Annotated in this window: 16 protein-coding genes; 9 read left to right on the top strand and 7 right to left on the bottom strand. The window is 45.3% G+C overall.

All coding sequences use genetic code 11. From position 1 onward, the window contains the following. A partial coding sequence (locus L5M10_RS16015) for a helix-turn-helix domain-containing protein (protein WP_263179145.1) occupies positions 1-144 on the bottom strand: 144 nt, incomplete at its 3' end. 101 nt (positions 145-245) lie between these two features. Between L5M10_RS16015 and L5M10_RS16020 the strand changes: the two genes are divergently transcribed. After that, positions 246-566, top strand: coding sequence for a hypothetical protein (locus L5M10_RS16020; RefSeq protein WP_263255578.1), 321 nt, complete (start codon positions 246-248; stop codon positions 564-566). A gap of 614 nt (positions 567-1180) precedes the next feature. On the opposite strand, the gene L5M10_RS16025 is transcribed toward L5M10_RS16020, so the two are convergent. From L5M10_RS16025 to L5M10_RS16040, 4 genes are all read right to left on the bottom strand, one after another. After that, positions 1181-2482: a HipA domain-containing protein gene (locus L5M10_RS16025; RefSeq protein WP_263164466.1), complete on the bottom strand. Its 1302-nt coding sequence runs from the start codon at positions 2480-2482 to the stop codon at positions 1181-1183. A gap of 3 nt (positions 2483-2485) precedes the next feature. Continuing rightward, entirely contained in the window at positions 2486-2722 is a 237-nt protein-coding gene (hipB, locus tag L5M10_RS16030; protein ID WP_259523426.1) for a type II toxin-antitoxin system antitoxin HipB, read from the bottom strand. A gap of 407 nt (positions 2723-3129) precedes the next feature. After that, entirely contained in the window at positions 3130-4767 is a 1638-nt protein-coding gene (gene groL, locus L5M10_RS16035) for a chaperonin GroEL (RefSeq protein WP_071938647.1), read from the bottom strand. Between the two features lie 57 nt (positions 4768-4824). Further along, the gene (locus L5M10_RS16040; RefSeq protein ID WP_006086113.1) at positions 4825-5115 is read right to left on the bottom strand and encodes a co-chaperone GroES; all 291 of its coding nucleotides are present in this window, start codon (positions 5113-5115) and stop codon (positions 4825-4827) included. Between the two features lie 224 nt (positions 5116-5339). Between L5M10_RS16040 and L5M10_RS16045 the strand changes: the two genes are divergently transcribed. Next, the gene (locus tag L5M10_RS16045; protein ID WP_131525936.1) at positions 5340-6707 is read left to right on the top strand and encodes an MATE family efflux transporter; all 1368 of its coding nucleotides are present in this window, start codon (positions 5340-5342) and stop codon (positions 6705-6707) included. Between the two features lies 1 nt (position 6708). Here the strand turns inward: L5M10_RS16045 and L5M10_RS16050 are convergent, their stop codons facing one another. Beyond that, the gene (locus L5M10_RS16050) at positions 6709-7698 is read right to left on the bottom strand and encodes a LysR family transcriptional regulator (protein WP_263198263.1); all 990 of its coding nucleotides are present in this window, start codon (positions 7696-7698) and stop codon (positions 6709-6711) included. Between the two features lie 128 nt (positions 7699-7826). On the opposite strand from L5M10_RS16050, the gene L5M10_RS16055 reads away from it, so the two are divergent. From L5M10_RS16055 to L5M10_RS16065, 3 genes are all read left to right on the top strand, one after another. Next, the gene (locus tag L5M10_RS16055) at positions 7827-8909 is read left to right on the top strand and encodes an efflux RND transporter periplasmic adaptor subunit (protein WP_173246975.1); all 1083 of its coding nucleotides are present in this window, start codon (positions 7827-7829) and stop codon (positions 8907-8909) included. A 3-nt stretch (positions 8910-8912) separates the two neighbouring features. Beyond that, complete coding sequence (locus L5M10_RS16060) at positions 8913-11999, top strand: efflux RND transporter permease subunit (RefSeq protein ID WP_263255579.1); 3087 nt, start codon at positions 8913-8915, stop codon at positions 11997-11999. 696 nt (positions 12000-12695) lie between these two features. After that, positions 12696-13682: a DUF3187 family protein gene (locus L5M10_RS16065; RefSeq protein WP_211085909.1), complete on the top strand. Its 987-nt coding sequence runs from the start codon at positions 12696-12698 to the stop codon at positions 13680-13682. A gap of 287 nt (positions 13683-13969) precedes the next feature. On the opposite strand, the gene L5M10_RS16070 is transcribed toward L5M10_RS16065, so the two are convergent. Continuing rightward, positions 13970-14566, bottom strand: a complete 597-nt coding sequence (locus L5M10_RS16070) for an FxsA family protein (RefSeq protein ID WP_263255580.1) — start codon at positions 14564-14566, stop codon at positions 13970-13972. Positions 14567-14791: 225 nt separating this feature from the next. Between L5M10_RS16070 and cutA the strand changes: the two genes are divergently transcribed. The 4 genes from cutA to galK all read left to right on the top strand — a co-directional run bounded on the left by cutA (position 14792) and on the right by galK (position 20225). Continuing rightward, positions 14792-15115, top strand: a complete 324-nt coding sequence (gene cutA, locus L5M10_RS16075) for a divalent-cation tolerance protein CutA (protein WP_263255581.1) — start codon at positions 14792-14794, stop codon at positions 15113-15115. Then, complete coding sequence (locus L5M10_RS16080) at positions 15112-16947, top strand: protein-disulfide reductase DsbD (RefSeq protein WP_263255582.1); 1836 nt, start codon at positions 15112-15114, stop codon at positions 16945-16947. The genes cutA and L5M10_RS16080 overlap by 4 nt, the downstream gene beginning before the upstream one ends. Before the next feature lie 181 nt (positions 16948-17128). Next, the gene (locus L5M10_RS16085; RefSeq protein ID WP_263181796.1) at positions 17129-18784 is read left to right on the top strand and encodes a cation:proton antiporter family protein; all 1656 of its coding nucleotides are present in this window, start codon (positions 17129-17131) and stop codon (positions 18782-18784) included. A gap of 295 nt (positions 18785-19079) precedes the next feature. After that, positions 19080-20225 carry a galactokinase gene (gene galK / locus L5M10_RS16090; RefSeq protein ID WP_028761840.1) on the top strand — a complete coding sequence of 382 codons (1146 nt, stop codon included), beginning with the start codon at positions 19080-19082 and terminating at the stop codon, positions 20223-20225. Positions 20226-20264: the final 39 nt, after the last annotated feature.

Here is a 20264-nt window from a genome sequence, read left to right on the forward strand (position 1 = left end):
TTGCCCTTGGCATCGTTTAACTTCCCTATAGACACTAGAGCGATGACAATCAATGCATTTAGCTATGTGTGCTATCGAAAAGCCCTGTTCTAACAGTACGGAAATCTGGTATCGTCTTGCTTCGGTCAATTGTTGATAATTCATGGTGATACTCTTTTACTTTGGCGAGATAAAGCGTACCACTTTTCAGCAGTTGGCTTCTTCTACACCTCGATTAGAGTGTCGCAGTTATTATCTGAATTCTGGTGTATTTAAGCTTCAAGGCTGGGGTGATTTTAAACCAAGAGAATTTAAAATCCCTGAGACTTGCTATATCGTTAGATTTCGCTTATATGGCATATTGTGCTCTTAAGCACTTTGGCTTTTTCGAGGTAGAAAACTTAACAAGAAAAGAGATAAAGGTAGAAGCTTTCGATGAAGATTATTTCAACTTAATACTAAAGCAAGTGATCTCCGAGATAAAAGAATTTACTGATAAAGATGATACTCACATTATTAAAGAACGTTTACTTTTTAGTTTTTCATACTTTAATGTTGATATACCAGATGAATTGAAATCTTTATAATAAGTACCCGTTAACGGGTACGCTTTTCTCCCGCCTAAAATCCCCGTATACCTATAAACCGCAAGCCCGCAAACGCTGTGAAGCGTGGGCACTTTAACCCGCCGTGAGGCGCTCAATTCTGCCGTGAGGCAATGCATCCCAAGGGGAATAACATGCTTAAAAAATACCTGCGACAAAGATGGGGCAGGCATAACTCTTTTGGATCTAACAACAGACACCGAGACTACAGAAGTTCACCCTCCCCTGCGAAGTTGCCGCGGGGCGTTGAAGACTCTTTATTGAAAGAATGGCGTGTGACGCAGACAGGACGTCTGCGTAGCTTTCGGGGTACAGGATGTACCATCGGAAGCGTTAGCGATTTTCGAATAAGCACGAAGCTACTAACCAATGCATGTAACTTCGCTAGGGACGCCGGGGGATTTCCAAAAGGGGAACAGGCGCTTTTCCCCTTTTGGTCGGGTGTGGGGTGAAGCCCCACGACTTTGATTTTGCTTTTAAAAGCAATCAAGAATTATGGGATATGCCCAACTCTATAGATTAACAAATAAAGCGAAGGTGACAGGAGTGCCCCCTTCCCTACGAAATTACCGCTGGGTGATAAGATATAGCTAGAGCTACACTTCCACATCCCTGACCTCGTCAGCAAAACTAAGGTAACGCTCACATCTCGCCAGTAACTGCGCTTTGTAATGAGCCACAAATGATGTTTCACTCTCATCGAGGGCCGGGAGCATTGAAACCACCTCAGCTATTGCCTGCGGTATTCTTCGCGCTATTGTCGTTAAGTTACTGATTAATAAATTTCTTGGTAAACCTAAGCCATCAATAAATGCGGCCAATTGATACGCGTAAATGCTGTTTGGATCAAATTCGTCATCGATTGCCATCGCAAGCTGTTGTTCAAAATCCTCATACATAGCCACGCTGACCAAATCGTACCAAGGAGTTGGCTCCATTCCGCTTGGCGTCATAAAAAATGAGTAGTTTTTACCGTGTGCATCAGCATTACCGGTCAGTAAATTGAATAGCGCCCATTGCAACATATCCTGTTTAGCGGCCACTGGATTACGGCATTTTGCTGCGAGACTAAAGAGCCTGTTAAAACTTACCCCTTCACGGATATCTTTAACATCACGCCCTGAACCAAAATTACGTTCATATTTTTTGCTAACACTAAAACCAAGTGCTTGGCAGCTATCGACAATATGCCTTCTTAATACCCTTTGCTCATTTGGCATATAACGTCTGTCAAAGCGTTCGACACAGAGTACTTTGTAATCTCCAAAATGAACGATATCAACATTAGCAACATTCATTCCAATCGCCTTAGCTAGGCGCATCGTCATAAATTCATTGAGCACTAAATGGCGATATTTTTCGAATTTAACAATATGGGTTGATGAAAGCGCGCCTTCGGCAAATGCAAATTCTTCACCGTTATAAAACAGGTTTAATTTAGGTTGTACACCCGCTACCGACAGTCGAGGTTTGCCGTCCCAAATTTCCATCGGCCACATTGTGGGATCTTCAATTCGCTGAATAACTTCTTCAGCCTTAATTGGCCGTAATTGTGTTTCAGGCAGCAAAGTCCCTTTAGGAACAAATGCAACAGCACCTGCGGTATCGAGGCCAATTGCACGGATCAAGGCAAAGGTATTTCCCTTGGAGACGCCAAGCGATTCAATTAGATAATCTAATCCTTTGTTTTCCGGTAATAAGTTAACCAAAAACATCGATATCTGACTGCTACTTCCTGTGCCATCTAAGGGAATTGTTGGGGATAGTGGGAATCCACTTTGTTGCCAGTCTTTGGTGTAATGTACGGCAAAGGTGTCGGTCGTCGTATCAAAGGATAATTCCCCGATAATTAAATCACCGAGGTGCATCTCTAACGTGAGCTTTTTGGAAGTACTCATAGGTTAATACCAGCCGTTAGTTTCGGTGTCGCTGGTTTGAACCGAAACGATATCAATCCCCAGACCATCAAGAATTTTGAATACGGTTGAGATATAAACATCCTCACCTTTTTCAACTCGGATCAGCGTTTTTTTGGTTACGCCGCACAGCATGGCTGCCACGTCTTGAGTAAGAGCAGCACTTTTCCTTCGCTCTTTAATTAACAAGCCGAGGGATTGTTGATTTAGCGGTGATACCATCATCATCTCCAAAAGTGTAACTTCATACACCTTAGCCCTAAAACTAGCCCCATTCAATATAAAAGTGTACAGAACTACACTTTTGGATTGTTGAAAATGACAAGTCAACCAAAAGTGTACAATGTTACACCTTTATAGCCATTTCAGTGCTTAAATCCCAAAAAGTGTAGGTAAGTACACCTCATACTCCCAAGTCACCAGACCAAAAACAAAACCCCGACTCAGTTACCCGAGTCGGGGTTTTCATTTTTCTCTTACAACAATTTAGGTTTAAGCGATTAAGCTAAAGACCGTAGACGTTTTTGCGCAGGATAAAACGTTCAGTACAAGGCGCTGTGAGCGTAGCATACGTTGTGTGTATGTGAGCGAGCAGCAACGCCGTAATCAACGTTTTAGACCAGCAAAAATTACATCATGCCGCCCATTCCGCCCATCCCACCCATACCGCCCATATCTTGGCCAGCATTTTGTGGGATCTCAGCAACCATAGCTTCTGTAGTGATCATCAGACCTGCGATTGACGCAGCGAATTGCAATGCACAACGGGTCACTTTAGTTGGGTCAAGGATACCCATTTCTAACATATCACCGTAAGTATCATTACCGGCGTTGTAACCGAAGTTACCGCTGCCGTTCTTCACTGTGTTAGCAACAACTGACGCTTCTTCACCCGCGTTAGTGGCGATTTGACGTAGTGGCGCTTCCATTGCACGCAGTGCGATAACCACACCGTGTTTTTGATCTTCGTTTAATACTTCTACTTCAGCGATCTTAGAAGCTACGCGAACCAGAGCCACACCGCCGCCAGGAACCACGCCTTCTTCTACCGCAGCGCGAGTTGCATGCAGAGCATCTTCAACACGGGCTTTTTTCTCTTTCATTTCAACTTCAGTCGCTGCGCCAACTTTAATCACTGCTACGCCGCCAGCTAGTTTAGCCATACGTTCTTGCAGTTTTTCTTTGTCGTAGTCAGAAGTTGACTCTTCAACTTGTTGTTTGATTTGGCTTACACGAGCAGCAATTTGTGTTTGCTCGCCGTTACCATCGATGATGGTGGTGTTGTCTTTAGTGATCACAACACGCTTAGCTGTACCTAAATCTTCCAGCGTTGCTTTTTCAAGCTCTAGGCCGATTTCTTCTGCAATTACAGTACCGCCAGTCAGGATTGCTACGTCTTGCAGCATTGCCTTGCGACGATCGCCAAAGCCAGGTGCTTTAACGGCAGCCACTTTCACGATACCGCGCATGTTGTTCACAACTAAAGTTGCTAATGCTTCGCCTTCAACGTCTTCAGCAACGATAAGCAATGGCTTACCGGTTTTTGCCAGACCTTCAAGGATTGGTAACAGTTCACGAATGTTAGAGATTTTCTTGTCTACTAACAGTACGAATGGGTGATCTAACTCAACGCTGCCGGTTTCTGGCTTGTTGATGAAGTATGGAGATAGGTAGCCACGGTCAAACTGCATACCTTCTACTACGTCCAATTCGTTTTCTAACGCTTGGCCTTCTTCAACTGTGATCACGCCTTCTTTACCGACTTTTTCCATCGCAGTTGCGATGATTTCGCCGATAGATTCGTCAGAGTTTGCAGAGATAGTCGCAACTTGGGCAATCGCTTTTGAATCTGCACAAGGTTGTGATAAGGCTTTTAATTCAGCAACTGCAGCGATAACGGCTTTGTCGATACCGCGCTTCAGATCCATTGGGTTCATACCGGCTGCAACGGCTTTTAAGCCTTCAACGACAATGGCTTGAGCCAGTACAGTTGCAGTAGTAGTACCATCACCGGCGGCGTCGTTGGCTTTAGAAGCAACTTCTTTCACCATTTGCGCGCCCATATTTTCGAATTTGTCTTCTAACTCGATTTCTTTGGCAACAGAAACACCGTCTTTAGTGATCAGTGGTGAGCCGAAGCTCTTGTCTAATACCACGTTACGGCCTTTAGGGCCTAAGGTCACTTTTACTGCGTTTGCGAGAATGTTTACGCCAGCCAGCATTCTTACGCGAGCGTCATTACCAAATACAACTTCTTTAGCTGCCATCTTGATTATCCTTTAAATTTTTAATGATTAATTGGAATGTCGAATTGATGCTGAGGATTAACCCACTACTGCCATCAGGTCAGCTTCCGACAGGATCAAGACTTCTTGACCGTCGATTTTTTCTTTCTTAACGCCGTAACCTTCGTTGAAGATCACCACGTCACCCACTTTGACATCCAGTGGCTTAACTGTGCCATTTTCTAAAATACGGCCATTGCCCACAGCAAGGATTTCACCGCGAGTTGATTTTTCAGCGGCGCTACCGGTCAGTACTATGCCACCCGCTGATGTTGATTCAACTTCTAGACGCTTAACGATTACGCGGTCATGTAATGGACGAATATTCATCTATGAACTCTCCTAATGATTTGATGCCCTACAATCGAGCCTATTTGTGATTAAAAAAACAGACACCTTAGTCTGCTCTTTTGCTGTCTGAGATATGGGGCTGACAGTGTCGAGATCCAAGGGCATTTACAAAAAAAACTTCAATTTTTTGATGTCGGTTTTTTCAAGTCCGCACAATCCTGCTAGAATCTCGCCTCCGCTCGCTAACAAGGCACTATTTTTCCATGAAAGACAGACACGGGCTGCTCACCGCGCCAATTGGTCGTGTACTGCTCAACATGAGCCTCCCCAACTTAATTGGCATTATGACCATTCTAGGTTTCAGCCTCGCTGACACTTTTTTTATCAGCCAATTGGGCACTGAAGCCTTAGCCGCCATCAGTTTTACCTTTCCGGTGACCTTAGTGATCTCTAGCATCGCCATTGGTATTGGCGCTGGAGTCTCGACCAATTTAGGTCGACTTATCGGTTCGGGTAATGCCCATAAGGCCAAAGTGTTCTTGCATGATGCCTTATTGCTCACCTTTGTCTTGATCGCCAGTTTAGCCGCACTGGGTAGCATTTTTATTACGCCACTGTTTCGCTTACTCGGGGCAAACGATGACAGCTTGCCGCTGATCCACGACTATATGATTTACTGGTATGTCAGCGCACCGCTGCTGGTATTGTTGATGGTAGGCAATCAAGGTTTACGTTCCACTGGCGACACCCGCTCGCCGGCGATGATCATGGCGCTGGCGGCAATCATCAATCTTATCCTCGATCCGTTACTGATTTTTGGTATTGGGCCATTTCCACGTTTAGAAATCCAAGGCGCCGCAATTGCAACCCTGTTCGCTTGGTTGATTGCCTTATCTTTGTCGGGATATTTGTTGATTGTCAGGCGCAAAATGCTCGAATGGACCGCCTTTGACATAGACAGAATGCGCGCGAACTGGAGCAAATTAGCCCATATCGCACAACCCGCCGCCTTGATGAATTTAATCAATCCACTAGCCAATGCCATTATTATGGCCATGTTGGCGCATATCGATCACAGCGCCGTGGCAGCCTTTGGTGCCGGTACTCGGTTAGAGTCAGTGCTATTAATCGTGGTGATGGCACTGTCGTCGAGTTTAATGCCCTTTATTGCGCAAAACTTAGGGGCAGGACAGCCACACAGAGCGAAAGAAGCCCTGCTGTTATCGATAAAATTTATCTTTATTTTCCAAACCTTACTCTATATCCCACTGATCTTTTTAGCCGAGCCTATCGCGCATTTATTCAGTACCGATCCGCAGGTTATCGAATGGCTGAGTTTTTATATCTTAGTGCTGCCCTGCGCCTACGGACCTTTGGGTATAGTGATTATTGTCGCGACCTCGCTCAATGCCTACCACAGGCCTATGAGTTCATTAGTCATCAATCTGTGCCGCTTAGTGCTGCTCATGCTGCCGCTAGCAGCCTTGGGATCGTATATAGGTGACGTTAAAGGCCTGCTGCTCGCGCTACCTGTGACTAATATTTTGATGGGAATTGCCTGTTACTGGCTGGCGCAGCGGATCTGTGAGCCCACAAAGATCACGACCGCAAACGCCATTAGCGAGGGGTAAACTAGCTTGATTTTTTAACGGGAAAGCGCAACACATCGTCTGAAAACGCTCCCGTAGAGGCTTTGCAGGATCGACGTGGGCCTTGCTCGCTCATGTTGATCGGCACGCCATTTGGCACTAACTCTTGCATGATATAGTCGATAAAGCGTCGACAGGCTAAACTCACGTAACGTCTTGATGGATAAGCTAAAAAACACTCACCTTGGTGGGGCTGGATTTCAGGTAACAAAGTCACTAACTCACCGCTTTGTACATATTCATCCACGACTTCAGCAGGCGCATACACTATGCCGCGTCCTTGCAATCCAAACTCAACCGCCACTTCAATACTGTTGGAGCAGAAATTACCTCTGACTCTCACCTCTTGTTCTGAACCGATAAATAACTCATTAAAGATTTTGCCATTGGATAAACGAAACATAGACACATTATGTGCTTCAATCTCTTTCGGTGTTTTAGGTGTACCGTATGCAGCTAAATATTGCGGACTGGCGTAAAAACGTAAGTCAGTGGTAAAAATCGGCCGCACTACTAAATCTAAGGTATCCAACGCAGGCTCGACTACAAAGGCCACATCGAGATTATGTTTCACCATATCAACGGATTCTGAACTGCTGATGACTTCTAAGGTGAGTTTAGGGTGCATATCCATAAAGCGGAAAATGGCTTGCATCAAGATTTTCATGCTGTGGATGGGGAACATTTGAATACGCAAATGCCCGCTGATCTCAGCATCGTCATTGGTCATTTCGAATAGGGTTTCGTCGAGCTGAGCCAAAATATTCTGCGAGCGCTGGTAAAAATGGCTGCCCGCAGAAGTGAGCGTCATAGAGCGGCTCTGACGGTGGAACAATTTAATGTTCAGCTCATCTTCCAAGGCTTGCAAACGCCGACTCACAGTCGATTTAGGTAAGTTAAGTAAATCCGCCGCTTCAATCAAACTACCGGTTTCAGCAATTCGGTGGAATAACGCTAAGTCCTCTGTCTTCATTTTGACCTTAAGTTCAATCTCATTATGTGGGACTGATAATCCCAAAGTATCCCGTTTATTGCAACTAATTTAGCTGGTATCTTCGCGCCCAGAAATGCTGACAATTTGTTAACTAGGAAATATCCACCATGAAATCATATCGACTCTTGCCGCTGACAATGCTGCTTCCAGCCCTGATCAGTGGTTGTTCGCCTGCGGAAAGTTCAGTGCAAGTGGCAACAATTCGTCCGGTTAAACTGTTTGAAGTACTCAATGTAGAAGACGGAGATTTCAGAACATTTCCAGCCCGCGTTGCCGCCAATAGTCGCGCAGAATTATCGTTCCGCATTTCAGGACAATTAACAGAATTGGCATTAGTTGAAGGGCAAAGAGTCACTCAAGGTAGCTTACTCGCAAAACTTGATGACAGGGACGCCCACAATAATTTAATGACCCGCGAGGCGGAGCATGAACTGTTAGCCGCTGACTTTAAACGTAAAGTTGAGCTACTCAATCGCAAGCTGATTTCACAATCTGAGTTTGATAGCACTCAAGCGCAACTCAAATCGGCCACCGCCGCCTTAGCCGCTGCACGCGATCAACTGAGTTACACCCGTTTAACGGCACCTTTTAGCGGTACAGTCGCCAAACGTTTAGTGGATAACCACCAAATAGTGCAAGCAAACCAAGGGGTATTAACATTACAAAACAATAATTTGCTCGATATTAGCATTCAAGTTCCCGAGTCGATGGCGGCGGGTTTGAAGCAATATACCGATCAAGCTCACTTTGCAGCTAAGGTGCGTTTTAGTGCCTTCCCTGAGCAAAGTTTCGATGCCAAATTTAAAGAATACTCGACTCAAGTCACGCCGGGTACTCAAGCCTATGAAGTGGTGTTTTCGTTACCTCAACCTCAAGATATTCAGTTACTTCCAGGAATGAGTGCCGAGTTGACCTTAGCCTTAGTCAAAGATCCTAGTGCCCTCGCGTCAACGGTAGTGCCAGTGACCGCTATCGATAAGCGCGACCAAGATGGCCAAGTGCAAGTGTGGATTTATCAAGCGCAATCGGGTGAAGTAAAACCGACGATGGTGACGCTAGGACGCGTGAGTAATCAAGGTGTTGAGATTTTAACGGGCGTCAACAAGGGTGATCTCATCGTCAGCGCTGGAGTGTCTCAATTATCCGATGGCATGAAAGTCAAACCACTACGCTGGCAGCGTGGGGTGTAATTGATGAACATTGCAGAGTATTCGATACGCCACAAAGTCATTAGTTGGATGTTTGTGTTGCTACTACTCGTGGGTGGTAGCGTCAGTTTTACCGGTTTGGGGCAACTAGAATTCCCCGAATTTACCATTAAAGAAGCTTTAGTGATCACGGCTTATCCCGGTGCATCACCTGAGCAAGTTGAAGAAGAAGTGACATTACCGCTCGAAGATGCCCTGCAGCAACTCGACGCCATTAAGCATGTGACTTCAATTAATAGTGCGGGTTTATCACAAATCCAAATCGAGATTAAAGAAAGCTATGATAAAACCAGCCTGCCGCAGGTGTGGGATGAAGTGCGTCGTAAAGTCAATGATGCTGCGAGAAACTTGCCGCCGGGCACAGCAACGCCACAGGTGATGGACGACTTTGGCGATGTGTATGGCATTTTATTTAACCTTTCGGGACCTGATTACAGCAACCGCGAGTTGAGCAATTACGCCGACTATCTGCGCCGCGAGCTAGTGCTAGTACCTGGAGTAAAAAAGGTTTCTGTTGCTGGCAACGTCACCGAGCAAGTCGTGATTGAAATCTCCCAGCAAAAGCTGTCGGCACTGGGGTTAGATCAGAGCTATATCTATGGTTTAGTGAACAATCAAAACGTCGTCTCTAACGCGGGCAGCCTAGTGATTGGCGATAACCGTATCCGCATTCATCCCACGGGCGAATTTAGCAATGTGCAGGATCTCGCACGTTTGATCGTCAGCCCTCCGGGTAGCTCTGAGCTGATTTACCTTGGCGACATTGCCAATATTGAAAGGGATTATGACGAAACCCCTAACGTGCTTTATCACAATAAAGGTGAAGCAGCGTTATCGCTGGGGATTTCTTTCTCTAGCGGTGTGAATGTAGTCGAAATCGGGCAAAAGGTCAGTGACCGTTTAGCCGAGCTTGAATCACAACGCCCAATCGGCATGAATTTAGCGACGGTTTATAATCAGAGTCAGGCGGTAGATGAAACAGTTAACGGCTTCTTAATCAACCTAATGGAATCCATTGCCATAGTGATCGCCGTGCTTCTGCTGTTTATGGGATTGCGCTCAGGTCTATTGATGGGCCTGATTTTACTGCTGACGATTCTAGGCACTTTTATCGTGATGAAAGTGCTCGGGATTGAGCTACAACTCATCTCCCTCGGCGCACTTATTATTGCCCTTGGTATGTTGGTCGATAACGCCATTGTCGTTACTGAAGGCATTTTAATTGGTATCCGTCGCGGTAAGACCCGTTTGGAAGCGGCCAAACAGATAGTGTCCCAAACCCAGTGGCCGCTATTGGGCGCGACTGTAATTGCCATTATTGCCTTTGCGCCCATTGGCTTATCGCAAAATGCCGCCGGTGAATTCTGCCGTTCTTTATTCCAAGTGTTGATGATTTCGCTGTTTATCAGCTGGATCACCGCCATCACACTCACGCCGTTTTTCTGTCATCTGTTATTTAAAGATGCGCCGAGCGATGAAGAAGCCCAAGACCCCTACAAGGGCTGGTTCTTCAGCTTATATCGCACAAGCTTAATTGTAGCGCTGCGCTTTAGGCTGGTGAGCATACTGCTGGTTATCACTATGCTTTTCAGCGCTGTGGTGGGCTTTGGTCATATCAAGAATGTGTTCTTTCCTGCTTCTAACACGCCGATTTTCTTTGTGGATATCTGGATGCCAGAGGGGACTGACATCAAGGCGACCGAGCGTTTTACCGCTGATATCGAGAAGTTAATGCTTACGCTGAACGAGCAAAAAGACGTTGGGCTAAAACACTTAACAACCGTTATTGGCCAAGGTTCGCAGCGCTTCGTACTGCCCTATCAGCCAGAAAAAGGCTATCCCGCCTTTGCCCAGTTGATTGTAGAAATGCAGGATTTAGACGCAGTTAAAGCCTATATGCCAGAATTAGAAACCTTGTTAAATCAACGTTTCCCACAGGCACAATATCGTTTAAAAAACATGGAGAACGGCCCTTCGCCCGCCGCCAAAATTGAGGCACGCTTTTACGGTGATAATCCAGAAGTGCTGCGCGCTTTAGGTGCTCAAGCCGAGGCCATTTTCCACGCAGAGCCGAGCATGGATGGCATACGTCACAACTGGCGTAATCAGGTGCCCCTGATCCGTCCGCAACTGGAAAATGCCCAAGCGCGCGAAACAGGGATCAGCAAGCAAGACCTCGACAATGCCCTATTGGTTAACTTTAGCGGTAAGCAAATTGGTTTATACCGAGAAACCAGCCACTTGCTGCCCATCGTCGCCAGAGCGCCCGCCGAAGAACGTTTGCAGGCCGACAGCCTATGGAAGCTGCAAATTTGGAGCAGCGAACACAATACCTTTGTGCCCGCCACCCAAGTAGTCAGTAGCTTTAACACTGAGTGGGAAAATCCGCTGGTGATGCGCCGCGATCGCATGCGCATGCTCGCTGTGATGGCCGACCCTAGGCTTGGTAGCAATGAAACCGCCGATTCTGTACTGCGCAAAATCAAAGACCAGGTCGAAGCGATCAGCCTGCCCACAGGTTACCGCTTGGAATGGGGCGGTGAATTTGAAACCGCAGGCGAAGCACAAGCGTCGGTATTTAGCTCGATTCCCTTAGGTTATCTAGCGATGTTTTTGATTACCGTATTCTTGTTCAACTCAGTGCGTCAGCCCTTAGTGATCTGGTTTACTGTGCCACTGGCATTGATTGGGGTTTCAGCGGGACTCTTGTTGTTCGATGCGCCCTTCAGCTTTATGGCACTACTCGGATTACTGAGTTTGTCGGGCATGGTGATTAAAAACGGTATTGTCTTGGTCGATCAGATCAACCTCGAGCTCAGTGAAGGTAAACCAGCCTATTTTGCCTTAATCGACTCCTGTGTCAGCCGTGTTCGTCCAGTGATGATGGCCGCGATAACCACTATGCTCGGGATGATACCGCTGATCCCCGACGCGTTTTTCGGTTCTATGGCGATTACAATTATTTTCGGTCTAGGCTTCGCTTCTCTGCTGACGCTCATCGTACTGCCAGTGATGTACAGCCTAGTATTCAATATCAAAGCGACGGCAACAGGAGGTCAATCACCCAGCTAACCTGCTCCGCATTTTATCCAAAAACGCTTCCCGGCGCGGCCGGTCAGTCATTCGTGGCTGGCTGGCCATTTCATTTTTGATCTATTGCGGTTTGAGGGACAATTTAAACAAACACATCCATTAGATAAACAAGTTTGGCAAACTGAGATTGATCTTTAATTACGATAACTAATATGACTGATAAATAAATATATTAATTAAAAAATATGAACTATCAGTTCCATATTTTCACCGCTAATACTGGACAATTACCAGTTACACACATTTACACAAGTAAATGGCAGCGGTATATTTAGTGCTGATTATTCATTTACAATGTTATCTGTAATACCACTACCTATAACTAACAGCATAAATAATGTTATTACTTTGTTGAAATACTAATTTATGTTTGAGAAACATCATGAAATTACGCTTTGATAGCGTCCAGACAATGAGTAAACAGACAATATTACTGGCAGTTATTAGCACTTTACTAATACTCACTTCAATCCCGTTTATCTGTAGGTCATTCTGGCTCGCACTTGTACTATTATGGTATGTTTTTTGTAGTTTTTAATTCTAAAATTAATTAGAAATCCGCCTAATCAAAAACTTTATTGCTTAAAACAGACAAAATTTAAGTCATTTATACATAACATCAGCCTCACTACAAAACATTGCTTTTAATAGAGATTAGCTAAAAAAGAGTTTTCGATGAAATATGCAAAGAAAATTTTATTTGTGACTATTAGAGCACCTCTAATTTATACGGTAATATTTTTACCGAGTACTTTCGCAGAAAATATCAATTATAGTCATTATGGGCCACTTCGTGTGCATGCCCAATCACCTACACATGCGGGTAGCTTAACGCCTCTACTTCGTTCAGGATTTGCACTGCCTGAAGGGAAAAAAGAAATATACGGATCTGCAACAGTAGCAAGTGTATGGGCTGAAACTGACGATTACTATGCTGACTATTATCATAATTCTCTTAATGGCGGAATAAAGTGGCAACTCACTGAAAAATGGATGTTTGATACTAATTATAAGTGGAGTTTTAGTGGGGATAACCATCTTGACTCGGTCACTATCTGGTTTCATGATGCATTTGGTGTGGGTCAAAATGGCCGCGACAATACAATCAAAGACAAAAACCAAATATTTTCAAAGAATGGTATCAATCAACCTGATCTTTCTGGCGATACGCTAACGAATGCCCTAAATTTCTATTTAGAATATCAATTGCTTAGTGAGGATAATTATGGTCTATCAATAGGTGGCAGCTTATATTACAACCATGTTAATTCTGGCCCATTTGTAGATAACCGTTTTGAACAAGCATTACAGCTGAATTATAGCTATACATCTGGAATGCATCATTTTTATTCCACTACAGGTATAAGCTTTAGACGAAATGATGAAAGTCTATCTGGAATAGACTATAAAGACCATGCTGTAATGTTATCTTTAGGTTATGAGTATTTAATGGGACGCCATGGTTGGCTGATTGAATTACATCACTATGAAGGTTTACTCAAAACAGATAATGACTTTTCAAAACCTTCCCACGAAGTATTTCTAGGCTATAGGTATTATCTGAATAACAGTGCAATTGAATTTACTATCGTCGAAAACCTACTCAACATGGACAACAGCACTGATATTGCTTTTTCTCTTGGGTACAGAGTCATGATTTAATAATACCTAACTTTATCGCGTGGATGCGATCAAAAAGCTTTTCTCTAATATCATGTTCACTCTTATGCTGAGTGAGCGGGTTATTAGGATTGGAGTTTTTTAAGAGTGAAATGGCTATTACGGGGGAGGTGAACCAGCGGCACAGGTCAGATTGATTCAGTCGGCCACTGGTATCTAAGGGATATTAGGGAGAAAACTCAAGCGAATAAACGCGATAATCAACTGAGTTAATCCAATAACAAACTAACGCAACAAGCGACTAAGACAATACGAGACTCATACTAAGACTAAGGCTTAGGATCTTTATCCTGTTCTTTGTCCTGCGCTTTATCAGAGAGTTGATGGCTAGCGGGTTTGATATCACTTGGATCGACTTTATGTTCAAAGTCTCCCTCAAACACATTACCGTCCTTTTTCACACTATCATCAAATGGCGCTTGGCCAAATGGGTCCTGTGGCTTAGGCCCAAAGTGACCTTGGCCCGCTTGAAAGCCACCGTGCATTGTGCCCTGTAAACCGGCAACAACCCGTAACTGCATGCGTTTGAACAGCAAGGCAGCAATGGGGCGACGGGTTAATGGCGTCAAGAATAATAGGCCAATGGCATCGGTCACAAAACCGGGGATCACGAGCAAGATGCCCGCCATAGCTAACATCATGCCTTCGACAATTTCTTGCCCCGGAGCTTCACCGCGGGCGAGTTTTTGTTGTACTTGCATTAAGGTATTTAAGCCTTGGCTGCGAACCAGAGAGACCCCGAGCACGGCGGTAAACAGCACTAAACCTATGGTAGTCCAAGTGCCAAGCACTTCACCCACACGGATCAGCACCGACAGCTCTATTACTGGGATCAGCACAAAGAGTAAAAAAATAATGAAAAACATACCGACCTCAGGTTTATCTGACTATCTCTGTAAACTAAATGGGGGTTATCCGGTCTTAATTCAAGTCAGGATAACCATTAGGACCAAGTAAGGGAGCAAAACACTGATATTTAGCTCACCCTTTTGTTAACCCGCTAATGTATGAGACCATTAAAACACGTAAAGTAGCCTAACGGAGTTGGCTTAAGCGAACTTTAAGATTCTTAAGAGACGATACCTAACACCATGCAGCGTCAGTATTTAGTGGTTAGCACAACCTGCCCCGATGAAGTACAAGCCAATACCTTGGCCCGAGCTTTAATTGAGTCGCGTATTGCCGCTTGTGTTCAGATTTCCGCCCCGATACGTTCAATTTATGCTTGGGAAGGAAAAATCTGTGAAGAGCAAGAATTTAGCTTACAGATTAAATGTTTACAAAGTCGATATACAGAGTTAGAACAACTTGTGCTTAGGCTTCACCCTTATCAAGTACCCGAAATTATTGCCGTGCCTGTGACCCACGGGCTACCAGCCTACTTAGATTGGATAAAAGACAACACTCAGCCATGAAAAAACTACTCAGCCTTATTTTCACTTCTTTATTGCTTCTTGCGCCCTTAGCTCATAGTGAAGGGGTGTTCGGTACCAAATTCGACTTCATGAAGGGTGAGCCTGAATTGATGCCAGTCGATCAAGCATTTGTCTTCGATTCCAAGCAAGAAGGTAATCAGGTCAAACTCAATTGGGTGATTGCCGACGGTTACTATATGTACCGCGACAAGCTTAAATTTAGCGTCAATGGTGCCGAGTTAGGCGCAGTGGCGCTGCCCAAGGGAAAGCCCCATGAAGATGAGTATTTTGGTAAGCAAGAAGTCTATTATACCTATGTCGATATTCCCGTTGGTTTAAAACAGGCCGATGAAAATGCCACACTCACAGTGACCTTTATGGGTTGTGCCGAAGGTAAATTGTGTTATCCACCGACCAAACATGAAGTCGTTTTAAAGGCGATAGCAGCCACCGATGGCTTAATTGCAGGCGCCGAATCAACCACGACGACTGAGCAAACCAGCACTGAGCCAAGCACTGCCGATAAAGCCAATACGCAACCCATTACTCAGCAAGATACCCTGAGCCAAATGCTGTCGAACGACAGCTTAATTTGGACTTTAGTGATTTTCTTTGGTCTAGGTGTCGGTCTGGCATTAACGCCCTGCGTATTCCCTATGTATCCGATTTTGTCGGGTATTATTGTCGGCCAAGGGCAAAAGCTCTCAACCGCAAAAGCCTTTACCTTGTCCATGGCTTACGTCCAAGGCATGGCAATCACTTACTCTATCTTAGGGTTAGTGGTTGCATCGGCGGGACTAAAATACCAAGCGGCATTACAACATCCTGCCGTATTAGTCGTACTCGCGATTTTGTTCTTTGTGCTCAGCTTATCTATGTTTGGCCTATACGATTTGAAACTGCCATCGAGCTGGCAGGAGAAGATGAACTCAGTCTCGAATAATCAAAAAGGCGGCAACTTAGTTGGCGTGTTCTTGATGGGCGTGATTTCTGGCCTTGTCGCATCACCTTGTACTACCGCGCCGCTGTCGGGTGCACTCGTTTATGTGGCGCAAACCGGCGACCTACTCCAAGGTTTCTTAGCCCTGTATGTACTCAGCATGGGTATGGGATTACCACTACTGATTATCGGCACCTCAGGCGGTAAATTATTACCGAGAGCCGGCGCTTGGATGGACATCATCAAGACTATCTTCGGATTCCTGCTGATCGCTGTATCTATCGTGATGCTTGGCCGTATTTGGACAGGCGTAGTATCCGATGTGCTTTGGTCACTGTGGGGCGTAAGCTTCACCGGCTACTTGATGCATCAGAACAAACTCAGTGAATTTAACTGGAAACAAACTGTACGTTCAGTGCTATTAACGCTGGCGCTACTGGCGAGCTTCTCCTACGGATTCCAAGCTGTGATGGGACACTTTGGTTTTAATAACAATTCCGTAGGCACTGCGGCGACGACCGAAGAAGTCCATGGCTTTAAACGCATTAAATCCATTGAAGATCTTGAGCAAGAAATTGCAGCCGCTACCGCCCAAGGTAGGCCTGTGATGCTCGATCTGTACGCCGATTGGTGTGTTGCCTGTAAAGAGTTCGAAGCCATCACCTTTAAAGATACCGACGTGTTAGCCCGCATGAATAAAATCGTGCTACTACAAGCGGATGTGACTAAAAGTGACAAGGTCGATGTGGCCTTACTCGAAAAATACAATGTGCTCGGTTTGCCTACGCTGTTGATGTTTAACGAACAAGGTGAGCAAAGGGAAGATTTACGCGTGACTGGTTTTATGGGCCCCAAAGATTTTGCAACCCATTTAGATCATCTCGTGAAATAGTAACGATTTAGGCTTAGACCAGCGGAGTGATTTAGTTCACGTGTGTTTTAACAGCCAAGTGTATTTACCGCAACACCAATAAAAAGCGGACTTTTTTCATTAAAAGTCCGCTTTTTTATCCAAGTGTCATAGATTTCTTATACAATCACTTACAATTTTAGACTTTTTAGATTGGAGCATCATGGAACCAGGCATCCTCATTATTACACTCATCTGCGGCATGCTCGTCAGCCGTATAGGACTCCCTCCGCTCATCGGCTACTTAGTGGCAGGCTTTGTACTGTTCATCTTAGGAATAGATAAAGAAAGCCTGCCATTACTGCAAGAACTCGCCAGCCTAGGCGTCACTTTACTGTTGTTCGCCATAGGGTTAAAACTCGATATTCGTAGCCTGTTCAAGGCCGAAGTATGGGCGGGTTCGAGTGTGCACTTAGTGCTCTCGATCGTGATTTTTGTGCCGATTCTGAAACTCTTCGGCTTACTGGGCTTAAGCCAACTCACGAGTCTGAACCTAGAACAACTGACGTTAATTGCCTTCGCATTAAGCTTCTCCAGCACCGTATTTGTGGTCAAAGTGTTAGAAGATAAAGGCGACGTGCAATCCCTCTACGGCCGGGTCGCTATTGGTATCTTGATTATGCAGGATATCTTCGCCGTACTGTTTTTAACCATTTCTAAAGGCGATGTACCTTCGGTATGGGCCTTTGCATTACTCTTACTGCCACTAGCTAAACCGCTCATCTATAAAGCGTTCGACCGTGTCGGCCACGGTGAACTCTTAGTCCTTTTCGGCCTAGTTATGGCACTCGTGGTTGGCGCTTGGTTATTTGAATCTGTTGGTTTAAAACCCGATCTCGGCGCACTGATTATCGGTATCTTGTTGGCGGGCCACAAAAAGTCCTCCGAGCTGGCAAAATCCCTGTTCTATTTTAAAGAACTCTTCCTCGTTGCCTTCTTCTTAACCATAGGACTCAATGGCTTACCTACGGTATCGGATATCGTACTCGCGGCGCTATTAGTGCTGTTAGTGCCACTTAAAATCCTGCTGTTTGTTTACATTCTTACCCGCTTTAAACTGCGTTCACGTACCTCTATGTTGGGCTCATTTAACCTAGGTAACTTCAGTGAATTCGGTTTGATCGTCGCCGCAGTAGCCACCTATAAAGGTTGGTTACCTCCCGAGTGGCTAGTGATCATCGCCGTGGCATTAAGCTTTAGTTTTTTACTCGCCGCGCCACTTAACGCCACCGTCGGTAATATCTACCAGCGATTCCAGCAGCGTTTAATCAAACTTGAAAAACGCCCGTTACACCCAGAAGATAGACCGATAGCCATTGGCAATCCACGCTTTTTAATCTTAGGCATGGGCCGTATTGGTAGCGGTGCCTATGATGAACTCAGGGAACAATTTGATGGGGAAATTCTCGGTATTGAACACAAGCAAGACTTAGTCGACTTACATAAAACAAAGGGTCGCAATGTAGTGCAAGGTGACGCCTCAGATACCGACTTTTGGGAAAAACTCGACAGAGCACCTAATCTTGAACTGGTACTGCTAGCCATGCCGCACCACGCGGGAAATATGTTTGCAGTTGAGCAACTCAAAAAACTGAATTATCAAGGCAAAATCAGTGCAATTGTGCAGTACAGTGACGATGCTGCGGCGCTTCGAGAATCGGGTGTACACAGTGTGTACAACCTGTACGAAGCCGCAGGTGCTGGTTTTGTGGATCATGTGATTTACGAGCTATTGCAAAACTCGGAAAAAAACACAGTTCAAGCGGAAGATACTGTACAAGTGCCTGATCCTAAACTTAATGCGGAGCCACGTAGTTAAGTGCCTGCTAATGCTGCATTAAATTAAAATCACGCCATAACAGGTCGCACAAACGAGCAGTAACATCCTCTGCTAGTTTGTGCGGCATCCAACTAAATGCTGACTAATCTTTACAAATCAATTAGCTAGATAAAACACTCAATACGCTATTTTGCCCCCTCATCCCAGTATCGATTTACTCATTGCAGCCTATCGCCATTTCAGCAAAAAATCTCAGTTACATCACTGACTCAGTCGTGATATAAATCGATGACGGTAACGAAATTAGCTCAGCTTTTTTGGAATTTTTTACAGCATGTCAAACCCTGCGCAGCGCGCCACTAAGTTATTTGTCCAAACCTTTGGCACTAAAGCCGATGATTTATATCAAGCCCCAGGGCGAGTCAATCTGATCGGTGAATACACGGATTACAATGACGGTTTTGTACTCCCGGCAGCCATTAATTTTCATACAGTGATTGCGGTAAAACGCCGTGACGATACTAAGTTTCGAGCCGTCGCCGATGCGTTTCCCGGACAAATTAAAGAGTGGGTTTTCGGCCAAGAAAACGACATGGACCCGCAAGATGGCTGGGTGAATTACCTCAAAGGTTTTACTGCTGCTATGGCGCAAACTGGCTTATTAGCCAAGGGCTTAGACTTAGCCATTGTGGGCGATGTGCCACTTGCCGCAGGTCTTTCATCTTCAGGTGCACTCGTTGTCGCCTTCGGTACAGCCATTAGTGATACCAGCCAACTGCATTTATCCCCAATGGCGGTGGCGCAACTCGCACAGCGCGGTGAGCACAGGTATGTTGAGTCGGCCTGTGGCATCATGGATCAAATGTGCAGCGCCATGGGTGAACAAGACCATGCACTCCTGATTGACTGCTTAGATCTCGATAGCGAAGCTATTCCCATTCCAGAAAACCTAAGCCTTATCATCATAGATGCCCATATCGAGAAACAACGCTTAGCTGCGACCAATGAGCAACGTCGCACTGAGTGTGCACAAGCGGCAGAGTACTTTGGCTTAGATGCACTGCGTCACCTCGATTTACGCCAACTAGAAAGTGCAAAGGCCGATTTAGATGAAGTGCTATACCGCCGAGCGAAACACGTAGTCACTGAGAACCAAAGAACTCAAAATGCTGCTCGCGCCTTAGAGCAAAATAACATCCAAAAATTCAGTCGTTTAATGGCTGAATCCCATGCTTCACTGCGTGATGATTTTGAAGTCACACTGCCCGAATTTGATACTTTAGTTGAAATTGTCAGCCAAGTGATCGGCGAGCGTGGTGGCATCCGCATGACCGACGGCTGCGTGGTCGCCTTGGTCGACCATGAACTGACTGACGCTGTTGTTGCCGCCGTTGAACATGAATTCTTCGAAAAAACCGCCATCGATGCCACAGTGTATTTATGTTCCGCCAGCGCTGGCGCGGGGCGCATAGATAACTAGCCAGAACAGGCAATTTGCTAGAACAAGCACTTAGCCGCA

Source organism: Shewanella sp. SM32 (assembly GCF_025654235.1).
Taxonomy (GTDB): Bacteria; Pseudomonadota; Gammaproteobacteria; order Enterobacterales; family Shewanellaceae; genus Shewanella; species Shewanella oncorhynchi.

Excerpts from the sequence above, each read along its gene's own strand:
- L5M10_RS16025 (WP_263164466.1), bottom strand. The coding sequence starts at position 2,482 with ATGAGTACTTCCAAAAAGCTCACGTTAGAGATGCACCTCGGTGATTTA.
- hipB (WP_259523426.1), bottom strand. The coding sequence starts at position 2,722 with ATGGTATCACCGCTAAATCAACAATCCCTCGGCTTGTTAATTAAAGAG.
- groL (WP_071938647.1), bottom strand. The coding sequence starts at position 4,767 with ATGGCAGCTAAAGAAGTTGTATTTGGTAATGACGCTCGCGTAAGAATG.
- L5M10_RS16040 (WP_006086113.1), bottom strand. The coding sequence starts at position 5,115 with ATGAATATTCGTCCATTACATGACCGCGTAATCGTTAAGCGTCTAGAA.
- L5M10_RS16045 (WP_131525936.1), top strand. The coding sequence starts at position 5,340 with ATGAAAGACAGACACGGGCTGCTCACCGCGCCAATTGGTCGTGTACTG.
- L5M10_RS16050 (WP_263198263.1), bottom strand. The coding sequence starts at position 7,698 with ATGAAGACAGAGGACTTAGCGTTATTCCACCGAATTGCTGAAACCGGT.
- L5M10_RS16055 (WP_173246975.1), top strand. The coding sequence starts at position 7,827 with ATGAAATCATATCGACTCTTGCCGCTGACAATGCTGCTTCCAGCCCTG.
- L5M10_RS16060 (WP_263255579.1), top strand. The coding sequence starts at position 8,913 with ATGAACATTGCAGAGTATTCGATACGCCACAAAGTCATTAGTTGGATG.
- L5M10_RS16065 (WP_211085909.1), top strand. The coding sequence starts at position 12,696 with ATGAAATATGCAAAGAAAATTTTATTTGTGACTATTAGAGCACCTCTA.
- L5M10_RS16070 (WP_263255580.1), bottom strand. The coding sequence starts at position 14,566 with ATGTTTTTCATTATTTTTTTACTCTTTGTGCTGATCCCAGTAATAGAG.
- cutA (WP_263255581.1), top strand. The coding sequence starts at position 14,792 with ATGCAGCGTCAGTATTTAGTGGTTAGCACAACCTGCCCCGATGAAGTA.
- L5M10_RS16080 (WP_263255582.1), top strand. The coding sequence starts at position 15,112 with ATGAAAAAACTACTCAGCCTTATTTTCACTTCTTTATTGCTTCTTGCG.
- L5M10_RS16085 (WP_263181796.1), top strand. The coding sequence starts at position 17,129 with ATGGAACCAGGCATCCTCATTATTACACTCATCTGCGGCATGCTCGTC.
- galK (WP_028761840.1), top strand. The coding sequence starts at position 19,080 with ATGTCAAACCCTGCGCAGCGCGCCACTAAGTTATTTGTCCAAACCTTT.